Below are 17,314 nucleotides of genomic sequence, written 5' to 3' on the forward strand. Positions count from 1 at the left end.
ATGGTAAACGCAGGTGTAAAGAATACGTCATTCAGAATTGTTACCTATACATTGCTGGTCTTGCTTTCCATTCTTTTTGTCATCCCGCTTTACTGGCTTGTGACAAACTCTTTGCAAGTGGTAGGATCAGCTTCAACATTCTGGCCAACCAGCCTGCACTTCGAAAATTACAAGTATGCATTAACCTTCATTGATTATTGGAGTTACGCTAAAAACTCAATCATCATTACCGTTATTTCTGTGGTCATACCTACGATAACAAGCGCCTTGGTCGGTTATGGATTCGCAAGGCTTCGGGGACCGGGGAAAAATGTTTTATTTCTACTGATGCTTTCCACGATGATGCTGCCAGGTATCGTTACTCAGATCCCGACGTACGTCATTTTCTTCAAAATTGGCTTTATTAATACCTTTTGGCCTTGGTTTTTTTGGGCTTTGGGCGGAAGTGCGTTCAGCATCTTTTTGTATCGCCAATTTTTTGCGACATTTCCTAAAGATTTAGAGGAAGCAGCCAGAATTGATGGTTGTTCGACCTATCGTATTTTCTGGAATATCTTTTTGCCGATATCGCTCCCAGTCATTGCAACGGTATCGATCCTCGCTTTTAACGGATCATGGGGCAATGATTATATTACACCTTTCATGTTTCTGCAAAATGATAAATACCCGCTGGCTACAGCTTTGTTCTCGATCGGTTATGTTTTTCCCGGGCAGAAGGAAATTACGATGACGCAGGTACAGAGCGCTGGCTTGGTTCTGTTCGTATTGCCCATTATCATTGTGTTCTTCTTAGGGCAGCGTTATTTGGTAGAAGGAGTCGTATCCTCGGCTGTCAAAGGATGATCAGAGCATTAAGCATTGGGGGGATTTAGATGAAAGGAAATAGGAATCCAAAGCGTGTTATTAGATTAATTCTGCTTCAGGTTATGATGGCAGCCATACTCATCCAGACGTTAGCTGGATGTGCGCAGGCGCAGGAGAACGTAGAAGAAAAACCAGTTCAAACCTACGCAGCGCCGGTTGACTTACCTGTGAACTACCGTTCGGACGACTTCACAGTGAAAGCTGGAGAGAGCGATATTGATTTATACAACGCAGGCAATAACAGCTGGAATAAACCGGTCTCTTACGGATATTTCGATATTCCAACCAGCAGTACGATTGCGGTAACACCGAATTTCGAATTTTCGTCCTTTGAGCTAGTGCCTAGATCGCTTGGGATTAAAGGCGAACGCAGTGGAAACACCATTACGTTCAAGCTAAATGGTCCAGCCAACGTTTCTTTAGTGCTGGACGGCAATTATCAGGGTAAAGTATTGCATCTATTTGCTGAGGCTCCTGAGACGGATATTCCCGACCCTACAGATCCTAATGTTATCTACTTTGGTCCTGGTTTTCATGACTTAGGGGAATATGGGACGCCACCAACCATGATCAAATCAAACCAAACCTTGTATATTAGCGGCGGTGCGGTTGTGAGAGGCAGGTTCCGAGCCGATCATGCAACGAATATTACGATAAGAGGCAGGGGTATTATTCTTAATGATTACAGAACCCAAGATGAATATGATGATATCGCATTAGCACTGAACTACGTCACCAAGTCCACGGTTAGAGATATTATTGTCAATCGAGATACGAATAGTTGGACGTCATCGATGCATGGCAACAGCGACGTTGAAGTCATTAACTATAAAGCTGTAAGTCCAAGGTATGCCAGCTCAGACGGGTTTAATATTGTAAGCAGTCATGATATCGTCTTTGACGGTTCCTTTATCCATTCCGCTGATGACTCGTTAGCCATTAAGGGATTGTCGCAAGAGGAAGATCCTGCTAAAGCGCTTCCTGTATACAATATCACTTATAAGAACGCTCAGCTTTGGGCGGATGGCAATAACGCAATCGGTATTGGCGCAGAGACAGTAGCCGCTTATTTTAAAAATATTCATTTTAACAATATTGACGTGTTATATAATTTTGACGATCGTGATCATCCAGATGGGTTGACAGATCGTTCTGCAATTAATATTTTTGCGCTGCATGGCACGGAATTCAGTGATATTTCATTCGAGAATATTAGAGTAGAGAAAGCAAAAAGGCTGATTAATATTCAGATGGACACAACATTTTACTTTGGTGCTATACAGGGGAACTGGGCATGGCCCGGATCAATTAAAGGGATCCGATACAAGGATATTACTTCTTATTCGGATGGAACGAACGAAATTAAAGTTCAGGGCTGGAGCAAAGACCGTATGATCTCGGATGTTATTTTCGACAATATCAAGATTAATGGGAAGAAAGTAAAGGCCGTAGATGATCCGCATTTTACAATAAACCAATATGCAGAAAATGTGCATGTGAAATAGGAGGGAGTCATGCGATTAGGTGAAATTCATCTGCGCGATCCTTTTGTATGGACGGACAGCAGCAATGGCTGCTATTACATGTATGGTACGAACGGCGACACCGCTTGGAATGGCAAAGCAAACGGATTCGATGCGTATACGAGCAGCAATTTAATCGACTGGGTAGGTCCTTTTCCCGTATTCCGACCACCTACAGATTTCTGGTCCGATCATCACTATTGGGCACCAGAGGTACATCTCTATCGTGATAGGTACTATATGTTTGCGAGCTTTAAGGCGCTTAATAAGTGCAGAGCTACACAGATACTGGTCGCGGACCATCCCTTAGGGCCATTTGTTCCGCATGGCGATGGACCGATAACACCTCCGGAATGGGAGTGTTTAGACGGTACGTTATTTGTGGACGATGACGGTGTTCCGTGGATCGTGTTTTGTCATGAGTGGACACAGGTCAAGGATGGAGAAATACACGCCATGCGCTTGACGCATGAACTCGATAGGGCGCTGGGTAAACCCGTTTTATTATTCAAGGCATCACAAGCGTATTGGCCAGTAGAAGCCGAAGGAAAAGGGAATTTCGTAACGGATGGGCCTTTCTTGTTTCGGTCTGACGCCGGACAATTATTAATGATGTGGTCTAGTCACGGCAAGCAGGGTTATGCCATTGGAATAGCACAATCGGTTACGGGTCATATTTTGGGTCCGTGGTTGCAGGAGCCAGAGCTATTATTCGAGAAAGATGGAGGTCATGGCATGCTGTTTCATACGCTGCAGGGGCAGCTGTTGCTATCGTTACACATGCCAAATACTCATCCTAATGAGCGACCTATTTTCTTATCCATCCTTAGCACTGATGGAAAGCCTCAAGTGGAGCACAAAAAACAATTAGAGGCATGAATGGACGACGAGGAGAGATTGATATGGAAGAGACGATTGTTTATAAAGGGGATTATGCATCCATTCGGATAGATCCCGCCCCTAAGGGGATCCATTACGCGGTGAGTGAAGAAAGGTTAAAGCGACAAGGTGAGGACGCATATGGAGCTGATCCCGACGGACTTGTGCTATCCAGGGACTGGGAGTTATGCGTCGGCGTGCATGCTATCCCTGTATATGCTGCTCCCGTCACCAGCGGTGGGCCTGCTTCATTTGCTTCGTTATCTTATGTAGGTGAACCGGGCAAAATCACGCTTGTTGCACGTAGCGCAAGGCCAGTTCACAGCGCATCTATTCACCCATTTTCGCTTGGGCTGTCTCCAAAAACGCTGGAGCAGGAAGTCCATATTCCGATAAACGGCCCTTGTAAGTTGTTTATTGAGACGAATGAAAATCAGGATTGTCCTTTGTTCATAACGGTACATGCCGAAGAACGAAATGTACCCCACGCTGGCAACCCAGATGTCATTTATTACGGGCCGGGTTTGCACAGGGTCAGCAAGCTGGAGCTTGCGAAGGGGCAGACACTTTATATCGCAGGAGGTGCTGTCCTTCAGGTGTTTGTTCCGGAAGATGAAGTCCCGATGGTCGAGAGCGACTGGGCAAAAAAGAAGGTTTATCAGGACTTTATTGTCGCGGAACACACCGAAGATATACAAATACGAGGACGAGGCATTATTGATTTATCCCAGCTGGATTGGCATGCTCGAAAGGCAATATTTATTAATGAAAGCAAACGTATTCAGATTGAGGGTTTAACAATTGTCGGAACATCGCATTGGACGATTCATCTATCCAAATCGAGCGATTGCACCATAAATGACATTACTTTAATCGGTTACCGGGAGAACAGTGACGGGATTGATATTGTTAATAGTCAGGATATACATGTAGCAAACTGTCTAATCCGTACGGGCGATGATGCGGTCGTCGTCAAGGCAATGGCTGCTCCTCCTGCGGTTGGGGGACGAAATATTACCGTTCGCCAATGTACGGTATGGAATGATAAGGTGCGCTGCTTCGGTATTACGGGGGAGACGAGAACAAATATTCAGGACGTCGTATTCGAAGATTGCGACATTGTGCATAGTACAGCTACATGGACGGAGGAGCTGGGCTCCCTCTGTATTATTGTAGGAGACTCCGGCACTATTGAGAGGGTTCGATTCGAGAATATGAGGATCGAAGATGAACGCCAGTATGCCATGGCGTGTCTGATCTTCAAAGACCGTTGGTCGGTAGACAGCGAACCAGGCCATATCAATAATATACTATTCCGAAACATTTACCTGTCTAAGGAAGTGCCGTCTCTCTTTCATGGGTATGACGCGAGCCATGTGGTTAAAGATGTCTTGGTTGATGGATTGTTTATTGATGGAAGACCAGTCGAGCGATTGGAGGATGCGAATCTCCGAATGAATGACTACGTTAGCGACATAAGCATATGTGGAAAATCTGAATAGTGACTAATAGAGATTTTCTTCGTATTTTCCCCACCCTTATATTATATAATGGAGTAGATTGTTATCCTCAGAGGGGGATTGCGAATGACTAGCAATCGATACAAACTTATGATCGTGGACGATGAATACGAAATTAGGCAAGGGCTTAGGAGCATTGACTATTCGGCACTTCAGATCGAAGTATCAGAAGATTGCGAGAATGGACTTTTTGCTCTAAAGTCTTTAATAAATGAACCGGTGGATATCGTGGTAACGGACATTCGGATGCCTCTTATGGATGGGCTGGAGTTGGTAGAAAAAGTGGCCGCTCTGTATCCCCACACGAAAATTATTATTTTGTCGGGTTATGATGATTTTGAATACGCGAAGTCGTGTATGAAACATGGAGCGCTTGATTACTTGCTTAAGCCGCTTGATTTCGATGAATACGAGAAAATTTTGGCGAAAGCGGTTCGTCTCATTAGCCAAGAGAAAGAGCAGCAAGCTAAAACGCTCACGCTTGAGAGGAAGGCAAAGCTGTCCGCGAATCATTTGCGAAAGAAGTTTTTAAGGGATATTCTGCAAAGCGAGATGACAGAAGAGGCTATCGAGCTGGAAAGCGCATCGGCTGAAGTCATGCTGGAGGAGAACGGGGACTATGCGGTATGTCTGCTTCGTTTTTCAGAATATCCGAATAAACCTAGAGGTGTTGGCGACAAGGATTGGAACTTAATCGTCTTTACCTTGGACAATCTGCTGCAGGATTTATGGGATGAGAAAGGCCTCGGTTATCATTATGTGGATCAAGAAGGACAATGCTCGTTAATTGTTTCTGAGCCTGGTGCCGTATTGGCGCTGAGGGAAGGCGCGGGAGAATTGGCCGATCAGCTTGATCGTTTACTTCATGGCTTAAGACGTTTTCGCGGATTATTTAAATCGCATTTGTCGTACACCATTGGAAAGGTCATCTCGAAACCTGAACATATTCGGTTGTCGTACCAGGGAGCGAGATTATTGTTTCAAACGAAGGATGACCGCAATAGCCTTGAAACAAAAACATCAATGCAAGAAGAGGCCATCCCGCGTAAGTACGTCGAGCAGGTTAACGGCAAACGTCTCATACAAGAAGCAAAACTTTTTATTGAAGAGAACTTTGATCGGACGATCACATTGGATGACGTCGCCAAACATGTTCATTTGAATGCCAGTTATTTGAGCTTTCTGTTCAAAGAGCTTACTGGACAAAAGTACATTGATTATTTAACGGTGTACCGAATCGAGAAGGCGAAAACTTTATTAAAACTAACCAACCATAAAGTGCATGAGGTCGGAGAAATGGTAGGCTACGAGAATCCTAGGTATTTTACTTTGGTTTTCAAAAAGTATACACAGCAATCTCCGATTGAATATCGCAATACTTCTTATCACATAGATGACAAGGACGCATCATTATGAGATTTCGTTACCACCGTAACCGACTCGTAGTCATTGCCTTTCTGCTGACAGTGCTTTCAGAATGCACGTTAATCGGCATAAGTTATTGGAATACGCGGGATGTTGGTTCCGAGATTCAGCGGTCGTCCGAACAAAATCTTTCCAATCATGTTGAGAGTCAAATCGTATCGAAGCTCAATGAAATGAATTCCTTGGCATTGCAGATTGAATCGTTGGACTTTACGAATTACGCACGTTCGTTTTTGAGCCTTCGTTCGCGTGAAGAAGAAGCGATAGAAAGGAGCGAGCTCAATTCTCGTCTGGAGCAGCTGCACTTACCTCCAGGCTCTGTCGATCAAATTTATTTCATCGGGGAAAATATTAACCAGCAAAACTTCGGCAAATCTTTCACTACCAAAGAGTTTATTCCGGGCAGCCAAATTCCGTGGATCGATGAGCTAAGAAGTGCAGGCTTGCTCGATTCATTTACCCGGTATTACAGCATGCCGACTTACATTCCAGTCGGCATGTTCACGGATGTCCTCACAGCAAAGAAGGCTGAGATTTCAGCGGATACGTGGCTGCGACTCGATCAATTTTTTAAGCACATAGAAGGGCATTTAATTATTAATAATGGTGTAAATTACTTAAACGTGCTGTCCGTTATTGTATTAGATGAACGTATTTTCTCGGCTGAGCTTCCCTCGGAAAGCATAGGGAACGGCTACGTAAGCGTACTAGATGAGAATCGTCAGACGCTGTGGTCAAACTTGCCAAGCGAGGACGCCCTAGAGACAGCGGTGCATCGAATTGAAAACGGATTCAACGAGTGGGAGCAGCACATTGAAGGCAATTATAGAGTGAGAGCGACACCTGTTTCCCCATACGGGCTAAATATTGTTTTCTTCGAACGGATAAGAAGCGATTCGTTATGGAGCCAGAATTATATCAACGCATACATTGGTTTCTTCATGTGTACATTGGTGATCAGCCTTCTGATTGCCTTTAAGTTTGCCAATATGATTATGTACCCATTCCAAGTGCTTGCTAGAATCGTATGGAAGAAGGGAAATGAGCTAGATCTTCGGAGTATACCTGAGGAAAAGTTCTCCGAAGGTAAGTTTTCGAGATTGTCTATTCGGGGCAAAATACTGCTTTTGCTCGTATCGTCCGTTCTTATTCCAGTGTTAATGGCAATCGGCATGCATTTGTTCATGATGTATAATTACGTCTTTAACAAAGCAGTGGATTTATCAGTCGAATCTTCTGACCACCTTATTATAGAGCTGCGTGATCGAATGGAGCGTTACGAGAACTTAACGAATCGGTTGTCTACAGACAGCCGATTGACGAACCTGATATCACCTTACTCTTATATGGAAAATATTGATGATTTTACAGTGGCAAGCTATCCTGGGTTAAGTGATCTTTCTTATTTTGTCTTATATGATATAGGGGGAGTTGCACGTTACTCGTCGGCATTCTTTAACAATTTGACTTTATTTAAGCTATCATCAATTGATTCTGAATTGCTGGAGGGTTTACAACCTGAACAAATGGTTTGGGTAACTGGGCTTGATGATGTCTATGGGCATCCGTCCTTGATGCTGATTAAGAAGCTGTCAGTTCCCTCGGCGTCCCCGGGGAAGTCGACGGATGCTTTTCTTCAGGTTGTTCTCAAGGAAGATGCATTCTCCTATGTGACCTCGGATCGCAAACAGAGCTTCGTCATGCTCGATCGTTCCGGTAAATTTATTTATTCCAATACGTCCTCACAAGGGTTCAGGGAAGCGGCGGCCCATCAGTGGAATGGCGATTTGGAGAAGGTGGAGGATGTCTTAATCGATCAGGTGGAAAGCAGCAATCAGGTCATTGTACATCGTCAGATAGGGAGCTTGGGCTGGTCGACGTTTATTTTTATGACGATTGATGATATGTATTTAAAAATCAACAGTATGTTTCATCGCTTTATTTTGCTCATTCTCCTGATTATCATAATTATATTGGCGGTAATGTGGAGTGTATCGTCCATGCTGGTCAAGCCGATTGAAAGGCTGAAGCAAGCTGTAGAGAAGGAGGAGGTGTTGCCGATTCAGCTGGAGCAGGGAGCAAATCCGAGAGATGAGATTAGCCAGCTCGTCGCAAGCTTTAATCAGATGATCAAGCAGATCCATGAATTGATGGAAGAGAATATTAATAAGCAAATCCGCGAGAAAATATTAGTTACATCTAGGATGAAGGCTGAGCTCGGCATGCTGCAGCAGCAAATTAATCCTCATTTTCTCTATAACACTTTGGAAGCCATCAATATGCGAGCGAGGCAATATGGTGCGACTGAGGTTAGTACAATGGTGAACTCCTTAGCTAAAATATTTAGGTTTACGATAAATACCGGCAACGAAGTTGTGCCGCTTACTGAAGAAATTGAGCATACCCGTAATTATTTGACCATTCAGGAGCTGCGATTCCAAAACAAGTTTACCGTCAATTGGCAGCTGGAAGAGTCGACGATGAGAATGCCGGTCTTAAAGTTCATTTTGCAGCCAATTATCGAAAATGCACTTCAGCACGGCATAGAAGACCTTTATGGTAATGGTGAAATTGGCATATGTGTTGAATTTATAGACCACCGGTTGATTCTATCTATATCAGACAACGGAATAGGCATGAGCGAGGAAGAGTTAAGACAGGTAAAAGATTCGTTAAGCATGGCGACTGAGCCGATGCCAGCTCAGACCAAAGGAACAATGAAGCGTACCAGTGGTGTAGGTTTGGTAAATGTATATCAGCGGCTGCGCATTTATTATGGCGAGCAATTAGAATTGGATATTAAGAGTGAGGAATTTATAGGTACAACGATAACAATCAAACTACCCATTGCGCCTGCAGTGGTGGATGATTCGTAATCTGCCGGTTAACAGTCGCATAAACATATAATATTTGAGAGGAATGAGTGTAAATGCCGTTAGTTGACATGCCGCTTGAGAAGTTAAAAGAGTACCAAGGAATTAATCCTCGCCCTGCTGATTTTGATGCTTATTGGGATCGTGCGATCGCTGAGATGCGTGCTGTAGATCCGCAAATTAAGCTCGTTCCAAGCTCATTTCAGACTCCGAACGCGGAATGCTTCGATCTCTACTTTACGGGCGTTCGCGGGGCTCGTATCCATGCAAAATATGTTCGGCCAAAACATATTGCAGAGCCGCATCCCGCAGTCGTATTATTCCATGGCTATACGGGAAATGCAGGCGATTGGAGTGACAAGCTGGCTTATGCCGCATTAGGCTTCTCCGTTCTAGCTATGGATTGCCGTGGTCAAGGCGGGGAGTCTGAGGATTCCGGCAATGTGAAGGGAAATACACATCAGGGTCATATTATTCGGGGATTAGATGACCATCCGGACAATCTGTTGTTCCGTCATATCTATTTGGATACTGCACAATTGGCGGGCATCGCACTGGGCTTGCCTGAGGTTGATCCAGAACGTGTTTATGCAGCTGGCGGTTCGCAGGGCGGAGCGCTTACGATTGCTTGTGCGGCGCTTGAACCGAGAGTGAAGAAGCTTGCTCCTGTGTTCCCATTCCTTTGCGATTATAAACGCACGTGGGAGATGGATTTGGCGAAGGACGCGTATCAGGAGCTTCGCACCTTCTTCCGTTATTTTGATCCGCTGCATGAGCGCGAGGATGAAATTTTTGAGAAGCTAGGTTATATCGATCTTCAATTTCTTGCAAACCGCATTCGCGGCGAAGTATTGATGTTTGTTGGCCTCATGGATACCATTTGTCCGCCTTCCACACAGTTTGCAGCTTATAACAAAATAACTGCTCCTAAGCAGTTAGTCATCTATCCGGACTTTGGGCATGAGCATTTGCCGGGTTCGTCGGATCGTACGATTCAATTTTTCTTAAACTAATATGAATGAAATAGAAATAAAAACTCTGACCTTATGGTCAGAGTTTTTTTTGGTTCCACTTTTAACAAAAGCCACGTACACTTTAAATTATTTTAACCTAATCCTCGTCTTCGTCCTCCGCTAGCTGCGATTTGGCCGGCAGTTTATTGTAATCGCGGATAAGTGAGAAGTAGTGGTCAGCCCTTACAGCTTGATATTCCGGTCCGAGCGATTCTGTTATTGCCACTACATCAGAAGGTGTCATGCTCCATGCGAGCAGCCCGAGTGATACGAATAATGGTGATTTGCCATCCCATTTTGCTTTGGCTGCTGCCAAAATGTTTTTCCCGTCTTGTGCGGTACTTATGCCTTGAATCGTGGATACGGGCAGTGTACCGTTTATGATTTCGACACCGTAATGATCTTCCCAGCTGAGGAATAGTCCTTTTGCCTTGTAAAACTTCTCATAGGCAGCTGCCTTTGATGCGCTGAGCGGAACATTCTCGCTGTTCACACGATTCAGCACATACGGAACGGTCATTCCTGTTTGCTTCATATACGTATAAGACTGCTTAAGGAAATCAGAGAATGTGGCTTCCGGCCATGCTTCCGGGTAGAAGTATCCTGACCCAGAAGGACCAGCAATGATGAGGTCATTCTCTGTTGCTGTCTTTTGGAAATAGTTCAGAATAGCGGGTGCGCCGTCATAAAGAAGCGGGCTTGATGTCCAGTTGATCGGTACTTTTCCGCGAGCGGGGTCATCCCATAGGATACGCATTCTATGCTGATTGTACTGGAAGTTGTCGCCCTCGCTGAAGGTATACGTGACGTAGATTTTATTTGCAAGCTTAGGCGCCTTAGGCGTTTTGGCTTTGACTGTCTTTGCCTTTGTACCCGAGAAAACCGTTAAGTTGCTGAACCAGTCGGCCGCAAGCACGTAGACACTGTAATTGGATGTAATTTCTACGGAGCTGAATTCGCCTTCAACGTCATTATTAAACCAGCCTAAGTAAGGGGTGCCTGGCTTGACGCCTGATAAGATTTTTTCGAAAAGCGCTTTCTGTTCCGGCACGTTGGAATCAAGCCAGAACACCATTGCTTTGTTCGCAACTGCATAATCACGGAGGTAGCCGTAAGGCTCCTTCTGGTCTGAGGTTGGCGGCTGGATATTGCCTGCCGATACCTTAAATTGATTCCACATAAGGACGGAGGCAGTTAACTGCTTTGTACCTGCAGGCGGCGTAAACTTATAGACGAAGTATCGGCCATTGTCTGCGAATCGGTGTCCTCCTTGACCTGTTGATACTTGAGAGCTTTGACGGTCGTACAGAAACGCCTCTTCCTCAGGCGTACCTGGAATAAACTGCGCGATTGTTTGCCCGTCTGCCTTCACGGTTACTTCATGAACGGCGGATCCCCAGCCATCCTGAGGGAAAGCGTCCTCGAAGCGAAGAAATACGGATTCTTTGCCCAAATTGCCCGTCAAATCCAGCTCATACGTATTTTTATTTTTGCCATCGCGCTCCTGCGTGGTGTCTTCTGCAATGGTCTTGAACGATTCAGGGAGTCCGGGAGGTATTCTAACGGATGTGTCAGGGCTTAATCCGACTAACATCCGATGTGTCGATTTGGCCCATAGATTCTCATATTGCCATGTGTAAGCATCCAAACGGTCTTTGAATTTGCCTTGTAAATCATCGAGCACTTTTAGGTTAAATGGTGCTGCTTTCAACTGCGCGGCGAGAGCAGGGCTAGCGACAACGGCATCCTTTAACCCAGCAAGAGTAGTCGCTACATTGACGGTATCAGCAACCTTCGGATCGTAAACAATGATGCCTTTCACTTCTTTTTTATATTTTTTGACGATATCCCAGTAATCTGCATGCACATTGTAGGGAACCTTCAAATCTTTTAGCCAGGTCAGTTTGCCTTCTTCTTGATTTTCCAGCAGATAGATTCGAGGCTCCTCACGGTTAACGATACCCTGCAGCGTTGCAAGCAGAAGCTTAATGTCCCCTGGTGCATCATAAACATCAGCTACATCTAGTTTTTGGGGGGTTGCAAAGGATGGAAGCGCTTGCTTGTTTGGCCAGCTAATAGAGCTTTTGCCGGATTTGGATTCCGCAGTTGCTGCAGCTGGTGCTGAAGCGCCAAGCGTTAAAGACAGCGTACATACGATAGCCAGACATGTGACAGTAAGTTTTCGAATCACGATCTTACACCTCGTCTCATCTGATTGGGTAATACCATCGTCATAGCGCCTTTTCCATTCCCTCCTTCTTAGGCGGCTTCGCTAATGCGCATACGGCAGTACCTAAACTATATATTAAATATATTTATGTTTAATACAATCGTTTCGACAAAGGTTCTAACAGAAGACAACTCGAGACCTAAAGTATTATAGCGCAAAAGAGATAGACAATAGTCCCTTTTACATAGCCAAATCATGAGTAATGCATTCAGAAATTGTATATATTAAATATATATAATTGGCGGAAAATATGCATGCAGCATATACTTCACATAGTGATCCCTTTATATCCAAAGGAATCGTATTGCAGGTATTTCATTCGAGTAGGTATAATATAAATTATGGAAATTCAATATTTAATTTTTAGAAAGCGGTGTTGAAATAATCGTTCATTTTATGTGTTTGTCATTGCCATTGCTGCCCTCGTGCTGTGGAGACGAACAAGGAGCTTTTACCGCCCCATTCGAGGAGACGGCAAAAGGCTGTTGTACCCTATTCTATTTATGCTGCCGGGCCTGCTGTTGATATTTAATTCCAACGTCCATGCGCCATTTTACGAATTTTTGATTGCTGCGGCTATAGGTATTATCCTCTCGATTCCTCTAATATGGACTACAAACTATGAAATTCGTGATGATCATCTTATATACGCTAAGAAGAACTGGGGATTCATCGTCGCTTTTCTCGTTGTGATTGCCATTCGTTTCGAGCTTCACCATTACATGTCCACAATCGAACCTCAAACGCTGGCTGCTTTGTTTATGATTTTAGCGTTCTTTTACGTCATCCCATGGCGAGTCGTTTCTTATATTAAATTTCGGAGATTAATGCAGCTTCAAACGGTACGAAAAGTATAATCGCTATTCTGGCATTCAAGGAGCCCTTTTAAAGGAGCTCCTTTTTTTTCTCTTTTCACGACACCTCATTAAAATACTATTTTTCTGAAATTTATACCATATTTTGTGGAATTGGCATTTTATAATCAACGTATTGGGATGCAACAATGGGGATGAGGGGGAATTTGAAAATGAGGCATGACCATGCTGGAAGTAATGGTTTAGTCGCAGCTTCTATCTTTTTTGAATAAATGTAAGCGCTTGCTGTAATGTACATTTTTCGAATAGGAGTATGGATATGACATCGAAAGGAATGCGTCTCTTTATTTGGGGATTTGTGCTCTTGTGGGTCGCAGTCATGATCGTTTTTAGTTTTGCTGATTTGAGCTTGTCCAAAGCGATATATAACGAGGAACACTCCTTGTTTGGGCAGTTTTTTGAAAACTTCGGCGAGCATCCTGCATTTATTGTCCTATTTATCGCGGGCAGCATTCTATTTAGTACGGCTAGGCATGAGAGTCCTAATGCTGTATTCAGAGCTTAAGGCGTCTAAACATAGGTGTAATGAGAAACATAATAGAGGAGGATTTTAAATGAAAATTGATATTCAAGCGCTTATTGACCAAATGACTTTAGAAGAAAAAGCAGGTATGTGCTCGGGGCTCGATTTCTGGCATCTAAAGGGTGTTGAACGACTTCATATTCCTTCTGTAATGGTAACGGATGGACCTCATGGGCTGCGTAAGCAAAAGGGTTCTTCTGACCATGTAGGTATTTTTGATAGCGTTCCTGCTACCTGTTTTCCATCAGCGGCGGGGCTTGCCGGCTCTTGGGACCGTGAATTAGTTGGAAAGGTAGGGGTGGCTCTTGGCGAGGAATGCCAAGCGGAGGATGTGGCTGTTTTACTTGGGCCAGGCGCGAACATCAAGCGGACGCCGCTATGCGGACGGAACTTTGAATACTTTTCTGAAGATCCTTTCCTATCCTCGGAAATGGCGGCAAGCCATATTCAAGGGGTACAAAGCCAAGGTGTTGGCACTTCACTCAAGCATTTTGCACTCAACAATCAAGAACACCGCCGGATGTCAGTCGATGCGGTTGTCGACGAGCGGACGATGCGTGAAATTTATTTGGCAAGCTTCGAGGGGGCGGTGAAAAAAGGAAAGCCATGGACGGTCATGAGCGCCTACAACAAGGTAAACGGAACGTATGCTTCGGAAAACGAATTTTTGTTAACGGATATTTTGAAGGAAGAATGGGGCCATGAAGGCTTTGTTGTCTCCGACTGGGGTGCGGTAGATGAGCGAGTAGATGCGCTTGCAGCGGGGCTTGAGCTAGAAATGCCTTCCAGCAACGGCAGTGGCGACAAAAAAATAATAGAGGCCGTTCAAAGCGGCAGGCTATCCGTGGAATTGCTCGATCAAGCTGTTGCAAGACTGCTTCGGATTATCTTTATGAGCGTTGATCAGAAAAAAGAGAACGCCTCCTACAATGTGGGAGAGCATCATCAGCTAGCTCGCACGGTTGCTGGTGAATGTATGGTGCTTTTGAAAAATGAACAACAGCTGCTGCCGCTTAGCAAAGGGAAAAAAGTGGCGGTCATTGGCGCATTCGCTCAAAAGCCTAGATTTCAAGGCGGCGGCAGCTCGCATATCGTGCCGACTGCGCTCGATAATCCGCTGCAGGAAATAAAGCAGCTGGCTGGAGACTCGTCATTCATTGTATATGCTGAGGGTTACTCGCTAGATAACGATAATAGTGATGATGCACTCGTGGAAGAAGCGAAGAAGGCCGCTAGCAAAGCCGATGTGGCCGTTGTATTTGCAGGTCTTCCCGACCGTTATGAATCTGAGGGGTACGATAGAAAACATCTAAATATGCCGGGTAATCAGAATCAAGTGATTAAGGCTGTAGCGAGCGTGCAAAGCAACGTCGTTGTTGTCCTTATGAATGGTTCGGCTATCGAGATGCCTTGGGCTGACGAGGTGGGAGCCATTTTGGAGGCTTACTTAGGGGGGCAAGCGGTTGGTGGTGCGATTGCTGATCTGCTGTTCGGAGAAGCGAATCCATCCGGGAAGCTGGCAGAGACATTTCCTGCTAAGCTAAGCGACAATCCATCATTTTTATTTTATCCAGGCGAGGCAGATCATGCGGAATATCGGGAAGGCATTTTTGTCGGATATCGCTACTATGATTCGAAGAGCGTTAAGCCGATGTTCCCGTTTGGGCATGGTCTGAGCTATACAACATTCGAGTACACAAACCTGTTGATAGACAGCAAGGAAATAAATGATACAGAGACGGTAAATGTTCACGTCACGGTTAAGAACACAGGAACACGCTCCGGCAAAGAAATCGTTCAGCTGTACATTCAAGATGTCGAGAGCACCGTGATTCGGCCGGAGAAAGAGCTGAAAGGGTTTGCCAAGGTGGAGCTGCAGCCTGGAGAGCAAAAGAAGATAACGTTTACGCTGGATAAACGATCTTTCGCTTATTACAATGTTGCTCTAAAAGACTGGCATGTCGAGAGCGGAGACTTTGCTGTTCTTATTGGGCGTTCATCGGAGGATATTGTCCTAGGCGAGACGCTGCGCGTTCAATCCACTGTCCCTCTGAAAGTTGTGTATCATCGCAATAGCCTTCTCGGTGACTTAATAAGCGATACGGAGAAGGGTCCAATCGTGCAAGGCATTATGCAGCAGGTTCAAGCAGGAATGGGAATCTTGATGTCTGAGGATAACGAAATGGCAGACATGATGGCCGCGATGATGAAATTTATGCCTCTTCGCAGCTTGGTGTCCTTCAGCCAAGGGGCGTTCACAGATGAAATGCTAAACGGCTTGCTTCACCAATTAAACCATTCATAGTAGGAGCAAAATAGATTTTACAAAAGGACCGTCCTTCCACGTGACGGTTCTTTTTTTTCTATTCAATTAATGCAAAGCTTTTATATGCAGATCCACAATTGAGCAGGGATGCGAGGTGCCTTTTACGGTCAAAACCAGAATATAGACCTGTCAATGGAATAAAACATAAATTTACTCTAATAAAGTCTCAACTTATGTGAAATCTAGTGGTAAATGTGTTATGTTTATGTAAATTGCGTTTAACAGGAGCGGTTCATCAATGAAGGTTAGTATATTCGATGTTGCCAAGAAGTCAGGATTGTCGGTTGTAACGGTATCCCGAGTTCTTAATAAGTCGACATCTGTGCGCCAGAAAAATAAAGAAAAAGTGTTGCAGGCCATGAAGGACCTGGACTATCATCCGAACGCCTCAGCCCGTAGTCTTGCAAGCGGCAAAACCGGTATTATCGGTCTAACTTTGACGACATTGCATGATACTGTTCTTGACGCTGTAGTCAAAGAAATTAATGATAGCTTGGCAGAGCAGGGCTATTTCCTGGCACTCTCCATCTCGCAGGGGGACGAGGATTCATTCGATCGTTCGATGTTTCAAGAGGACCGTGTAGATGGAGTTATTTTGCTCTCGCCAATTAATGCAGATATATATGTGATGGAGCTGAAGAAGCGGAAAATTCCTTTTGTCATCCTTGATAACCAGCAGCGCAATCCGACGGTTCCTTCTGTTATTGTTAATAATTTCAAAGGCGGATATGATGCAACCAAACATCTCATCGACCTTGGACATACCGAAATCGCTCATATTAGCGGGCCAGATCCGTTTCTAAGCAGCCGTGAGCGTGAGAGAGGGTTTCTGTTCGCGCTCGAAGAAGCAGGTTTGCAGCCTTTTGAAGTGGAGCAAGGATCGTTTGATATTCCTTCAGGCTACGCCATTGCCAAGCGCTGGATCGATGCAGGCAAGCTGCCTACGGCGGTATTCGCAGCAGATGACTTTATGGCCCTAGGCGTAATGGACGCGTTCAAAAACGAAGGGGTTCGCATTCCTCAAGATGTATCCGTCGTAGGTTTCGATGATCAGATCTATGCGGAAGAATTCCATCCTGCGCTGACAACCATCCGTTTGCCATTTGAGAAAATTGGGCGGCAGGGTGTGGATATTTTGCTGAAGCTAATCAAGGATTCTCCAAAAAGAAATACGATCATGGAGTTTGATCCGGAGTTAATGGTGAGGAAATCGACGGGAGCGCCTAGAGGGCGTTAAGTTTAAGAATAATGAGCAAAAGAGCC

Annotated in this window: 12 protein-coding genes; 11 read left to right on the forward strand and 1 reads right to left on the reverse strand. The window is 44.8% G+C overall.

All coding sequences use genetic code 11. From position 1 onward, the window contains the following. The 7 genes from AC1DOV_RS00325 to AC1DOV_RS00355 all read left to right on the forward strand — a co-directional run bounded on the left by AC1DOV_RS00325 (position 1) and on the right by AC1DOV_RS00355 (position 10,097). On the forward strand, positions 1–843 hold the full coding sequence (locus tag AC1DOV_RS00325) for a carbohydrate ABC transporter permease (protein ID WP_477548858.1): 843 nt from the start codon (positions 1–3) through the stop codon (positions 841–843). A 29-nt stretch (positions 844–872) separates the two neighbouring features. After that, on the forward strand, positions 873–2,369 hold the full coding sequence (locus AC1DOV_RS00330) for a glycosyl hydrolase family 28 protein (protein ID WP_477548859.1): 1,497 nt from the start codon (positions 873–875) through the stop codon (positions 2,367–2,369). A 9-nt stretch (positions 2,370–2,378) separates the two neighbouring features. Further along, positions 2,379–3,266: a glycoside hydrolase family 43 protein gene (locus AC1DOV_RS00335; RefSeq protein WP_477548860.1), complete on the forward strand. Its 888-nt coding sequence runs from the start codon at positions 2,379–2,381 to the stop codon at positions 3,264–3,266. Between the two features lie 23 nt (positions 3,267–3,289). Continuing rightward, entirely contained in the window at positions 3,290–4,768 is a 1,479-nt protein-coding gene (locus tag AC1DOV_RS00340; RefSeq protein WP_477548861.1) for a glycosyl hydrolase family 28 protein, read from the forward strand. 84 nt (positions 4,769–4,852) lie between these two features. Beyond that, complete coding sequence (locus AC1DOV_RS00345; RefSeq protein ID WP_477548862.1) at positions 4,853–6,202, forward strand: response regulator transcription factor; 1,350 nt, start codon at positions 4,853–4,855, stop codon at positions 6,200–6,202. Further along, positions 6,199–9,087 (forward strand): sensor histidine kinase, encoded by a 2,889-nt coding sequence (locus AC1DOV_RS00350; RefSeq protein WP_477548863.1) that lies wholly within the window; start codon positions 6,199–6,201, stop codon positions 9,085–9,087. Before AC1DOV_RS00345 ends, AC1DOV_RS00350 begins: the two co-directional genes overlap by 4 nt. 53 nt (positions 9,088–9,140) lie before the next feature. Then, positions 9,141–10,097, forward strand: coding sequence for an alpha/beta fold hydrolase (locus AC1DOV_RS00355; RefSeq protein WP_477548864.1), 957 nt, complete (start codon positions 9,141–9,143; stop codon positions 10,095–10,097). A gap of 97 nt (positions 10,098–10,194) precedes the next feature. Here the strand turns inward: AC1DOV_RS00355 and AC1DOV_RS00360 are convergent, their stop codons facing one another. Further along, positions 10,195–12,288, reverse strand: coding sequence for a GxGYxYP domain-containing protein (locus AC1DOV_RS00360; protein WP_477548865.1), 2,094 nt, complete (start codon positions 12,286–12,288; stop codon positions 10,195–10,197). Positions 12,289–12,725: 437 nt separating this feature from the next. Here AC1DOV_RS00360 and AC1DOV_RS00365 point away from each other — a divergent pair, with 437 nt between their 5' ends. From AC1DOV_RS00365 to AC1DOV_RS00380, 4 genes are all read left to right on the forward strand, one after another. Beyond that, complete coding sequence (locus AC1DOV_RS00365) at positions 12,726–13,184, forward strand: CcdC family protein (protein WP_477548866.1); 459 nt, start codon at positions 12,726–12,728, stop codon at positions 13,182–13,184. 277 nt (positions 13,185–13,461) lie between these two features. Next, complete coding sequence (locus AC1DOV_RS00370) at positions 13,462–13,707, forward strand: hypothetical protein (RefSeq protein WP_477548867.1); 246 nt, start codon at positions 13,462–13,464, stop codon at positions 13,705–13,707. Between the two features lie 49 nt (positions 13,708–13,756). Continuing rightward, complete coding sequence (locus tag AC1DOV_RS00375; RefSeq protein ID WP_477548868.1) at positions 13,757–16,030, forward strand: glycoside hydrolase family 3 C-terminal domain-containing protein; 2,274 nt, start codon at positions 13,757–13,759, stop codon at positions 16,028–16,030. A 259-nt stretch (positions 16,031–16,289) separates the two neighbouring features. Then, a complete protein-coding gene (locus AC1DOV_RS00380) occupies positions 16,290–17,288 on the forward strand; it encodes a LacI family DNA-binding transcriptional regulator (RefSeq protein WP_339206155.1) in 999 nt (332 codons plus the stop codon). The last annotated feature ends 26 nt before the right edge of the window (positions 17,289–17,314 follow it).

The organism is Paenibacillus sp. 01T47 (assembly GCF_056398245.1).

What these genes read in the sequence shown, in the direction of transcription:
- AC1DOV_RS00325 (WP_477548858.1), top strand. Translation starts at nt 1, where the DNA reads ATGGTAAACGCAGGTGTAAAGAATACGTCATTCAGAATTGTTACCTAT.
- AC1DOV_RS00330 (WP_477548859.1), top strand. Translation starts at nt 873, where the DNA reads ATGAAAGGAAATAGGAATCCAAAGCGTGTTATTAGATTAATTCTGCTT.
- AC1DOV_RS00335 (WP_477548860.1), top strand. Translation starts at nt 2,379, where the DNA reads ATGCGATTAGGTGAAATTCATCTGCGCGATCCTTTTGTATGGACGGAC.
- AC1DOV_RS00340 (WP_477548861.1), top strand. Translation starts at nt 3,290, where the DNA reads ATGGAAGAGACGATTGTTTATAAAGGGGATTATGCATCCATTCGGATA.
- AC1DOV_RS00345 (WP_477548862.1), top strand. Translation starts at nt 4,853, where the DNA reads ATGACTAGCAATCGATACAAACTTATGATCGTGGACGATGAATACGAA.
- AC1DOV_RS00350 (WP_477548863.1), top strand. Translation starts at nt 6,199, where the DNA reads ATGAGATTTCGTTACCACCGTAACCGACTCGTAGTCATTGCCTTTCTG.
- AC1DOV_RS00355 (WP_477548864.1), top strand. Translation starts at nt 9,141, where the DNA reads ATGCCGTTAGTTGACATGCCGCTTGAGAAGTTAAAAGAGTACCAAGGA.
- AC1DOV_RS00370 (WP_477548867.1), top strand. Translation starts at nt 13,462, where the DNA reads ATGACATCGAAAGGAATGCGTCTCTTTATTTGGGGATTTGTGCTCTTG.
- AC1DOV_RS00375 (WP_477548868.1), top strand. Translation starts at nt 13,757, where the DNA reads ATGAAAATTGATATTCAAGCGCTTATTGACCAAATGACTTTAGAAGAA.
- AC1DOV_RS00380 (WP_339206155.1), top strand. Translation starts at nt 16,290, where the DNA reads ATGAAGGTTAGTATATTCGATGTTGCCAAGAAGTCAGGATTGTCGGTT.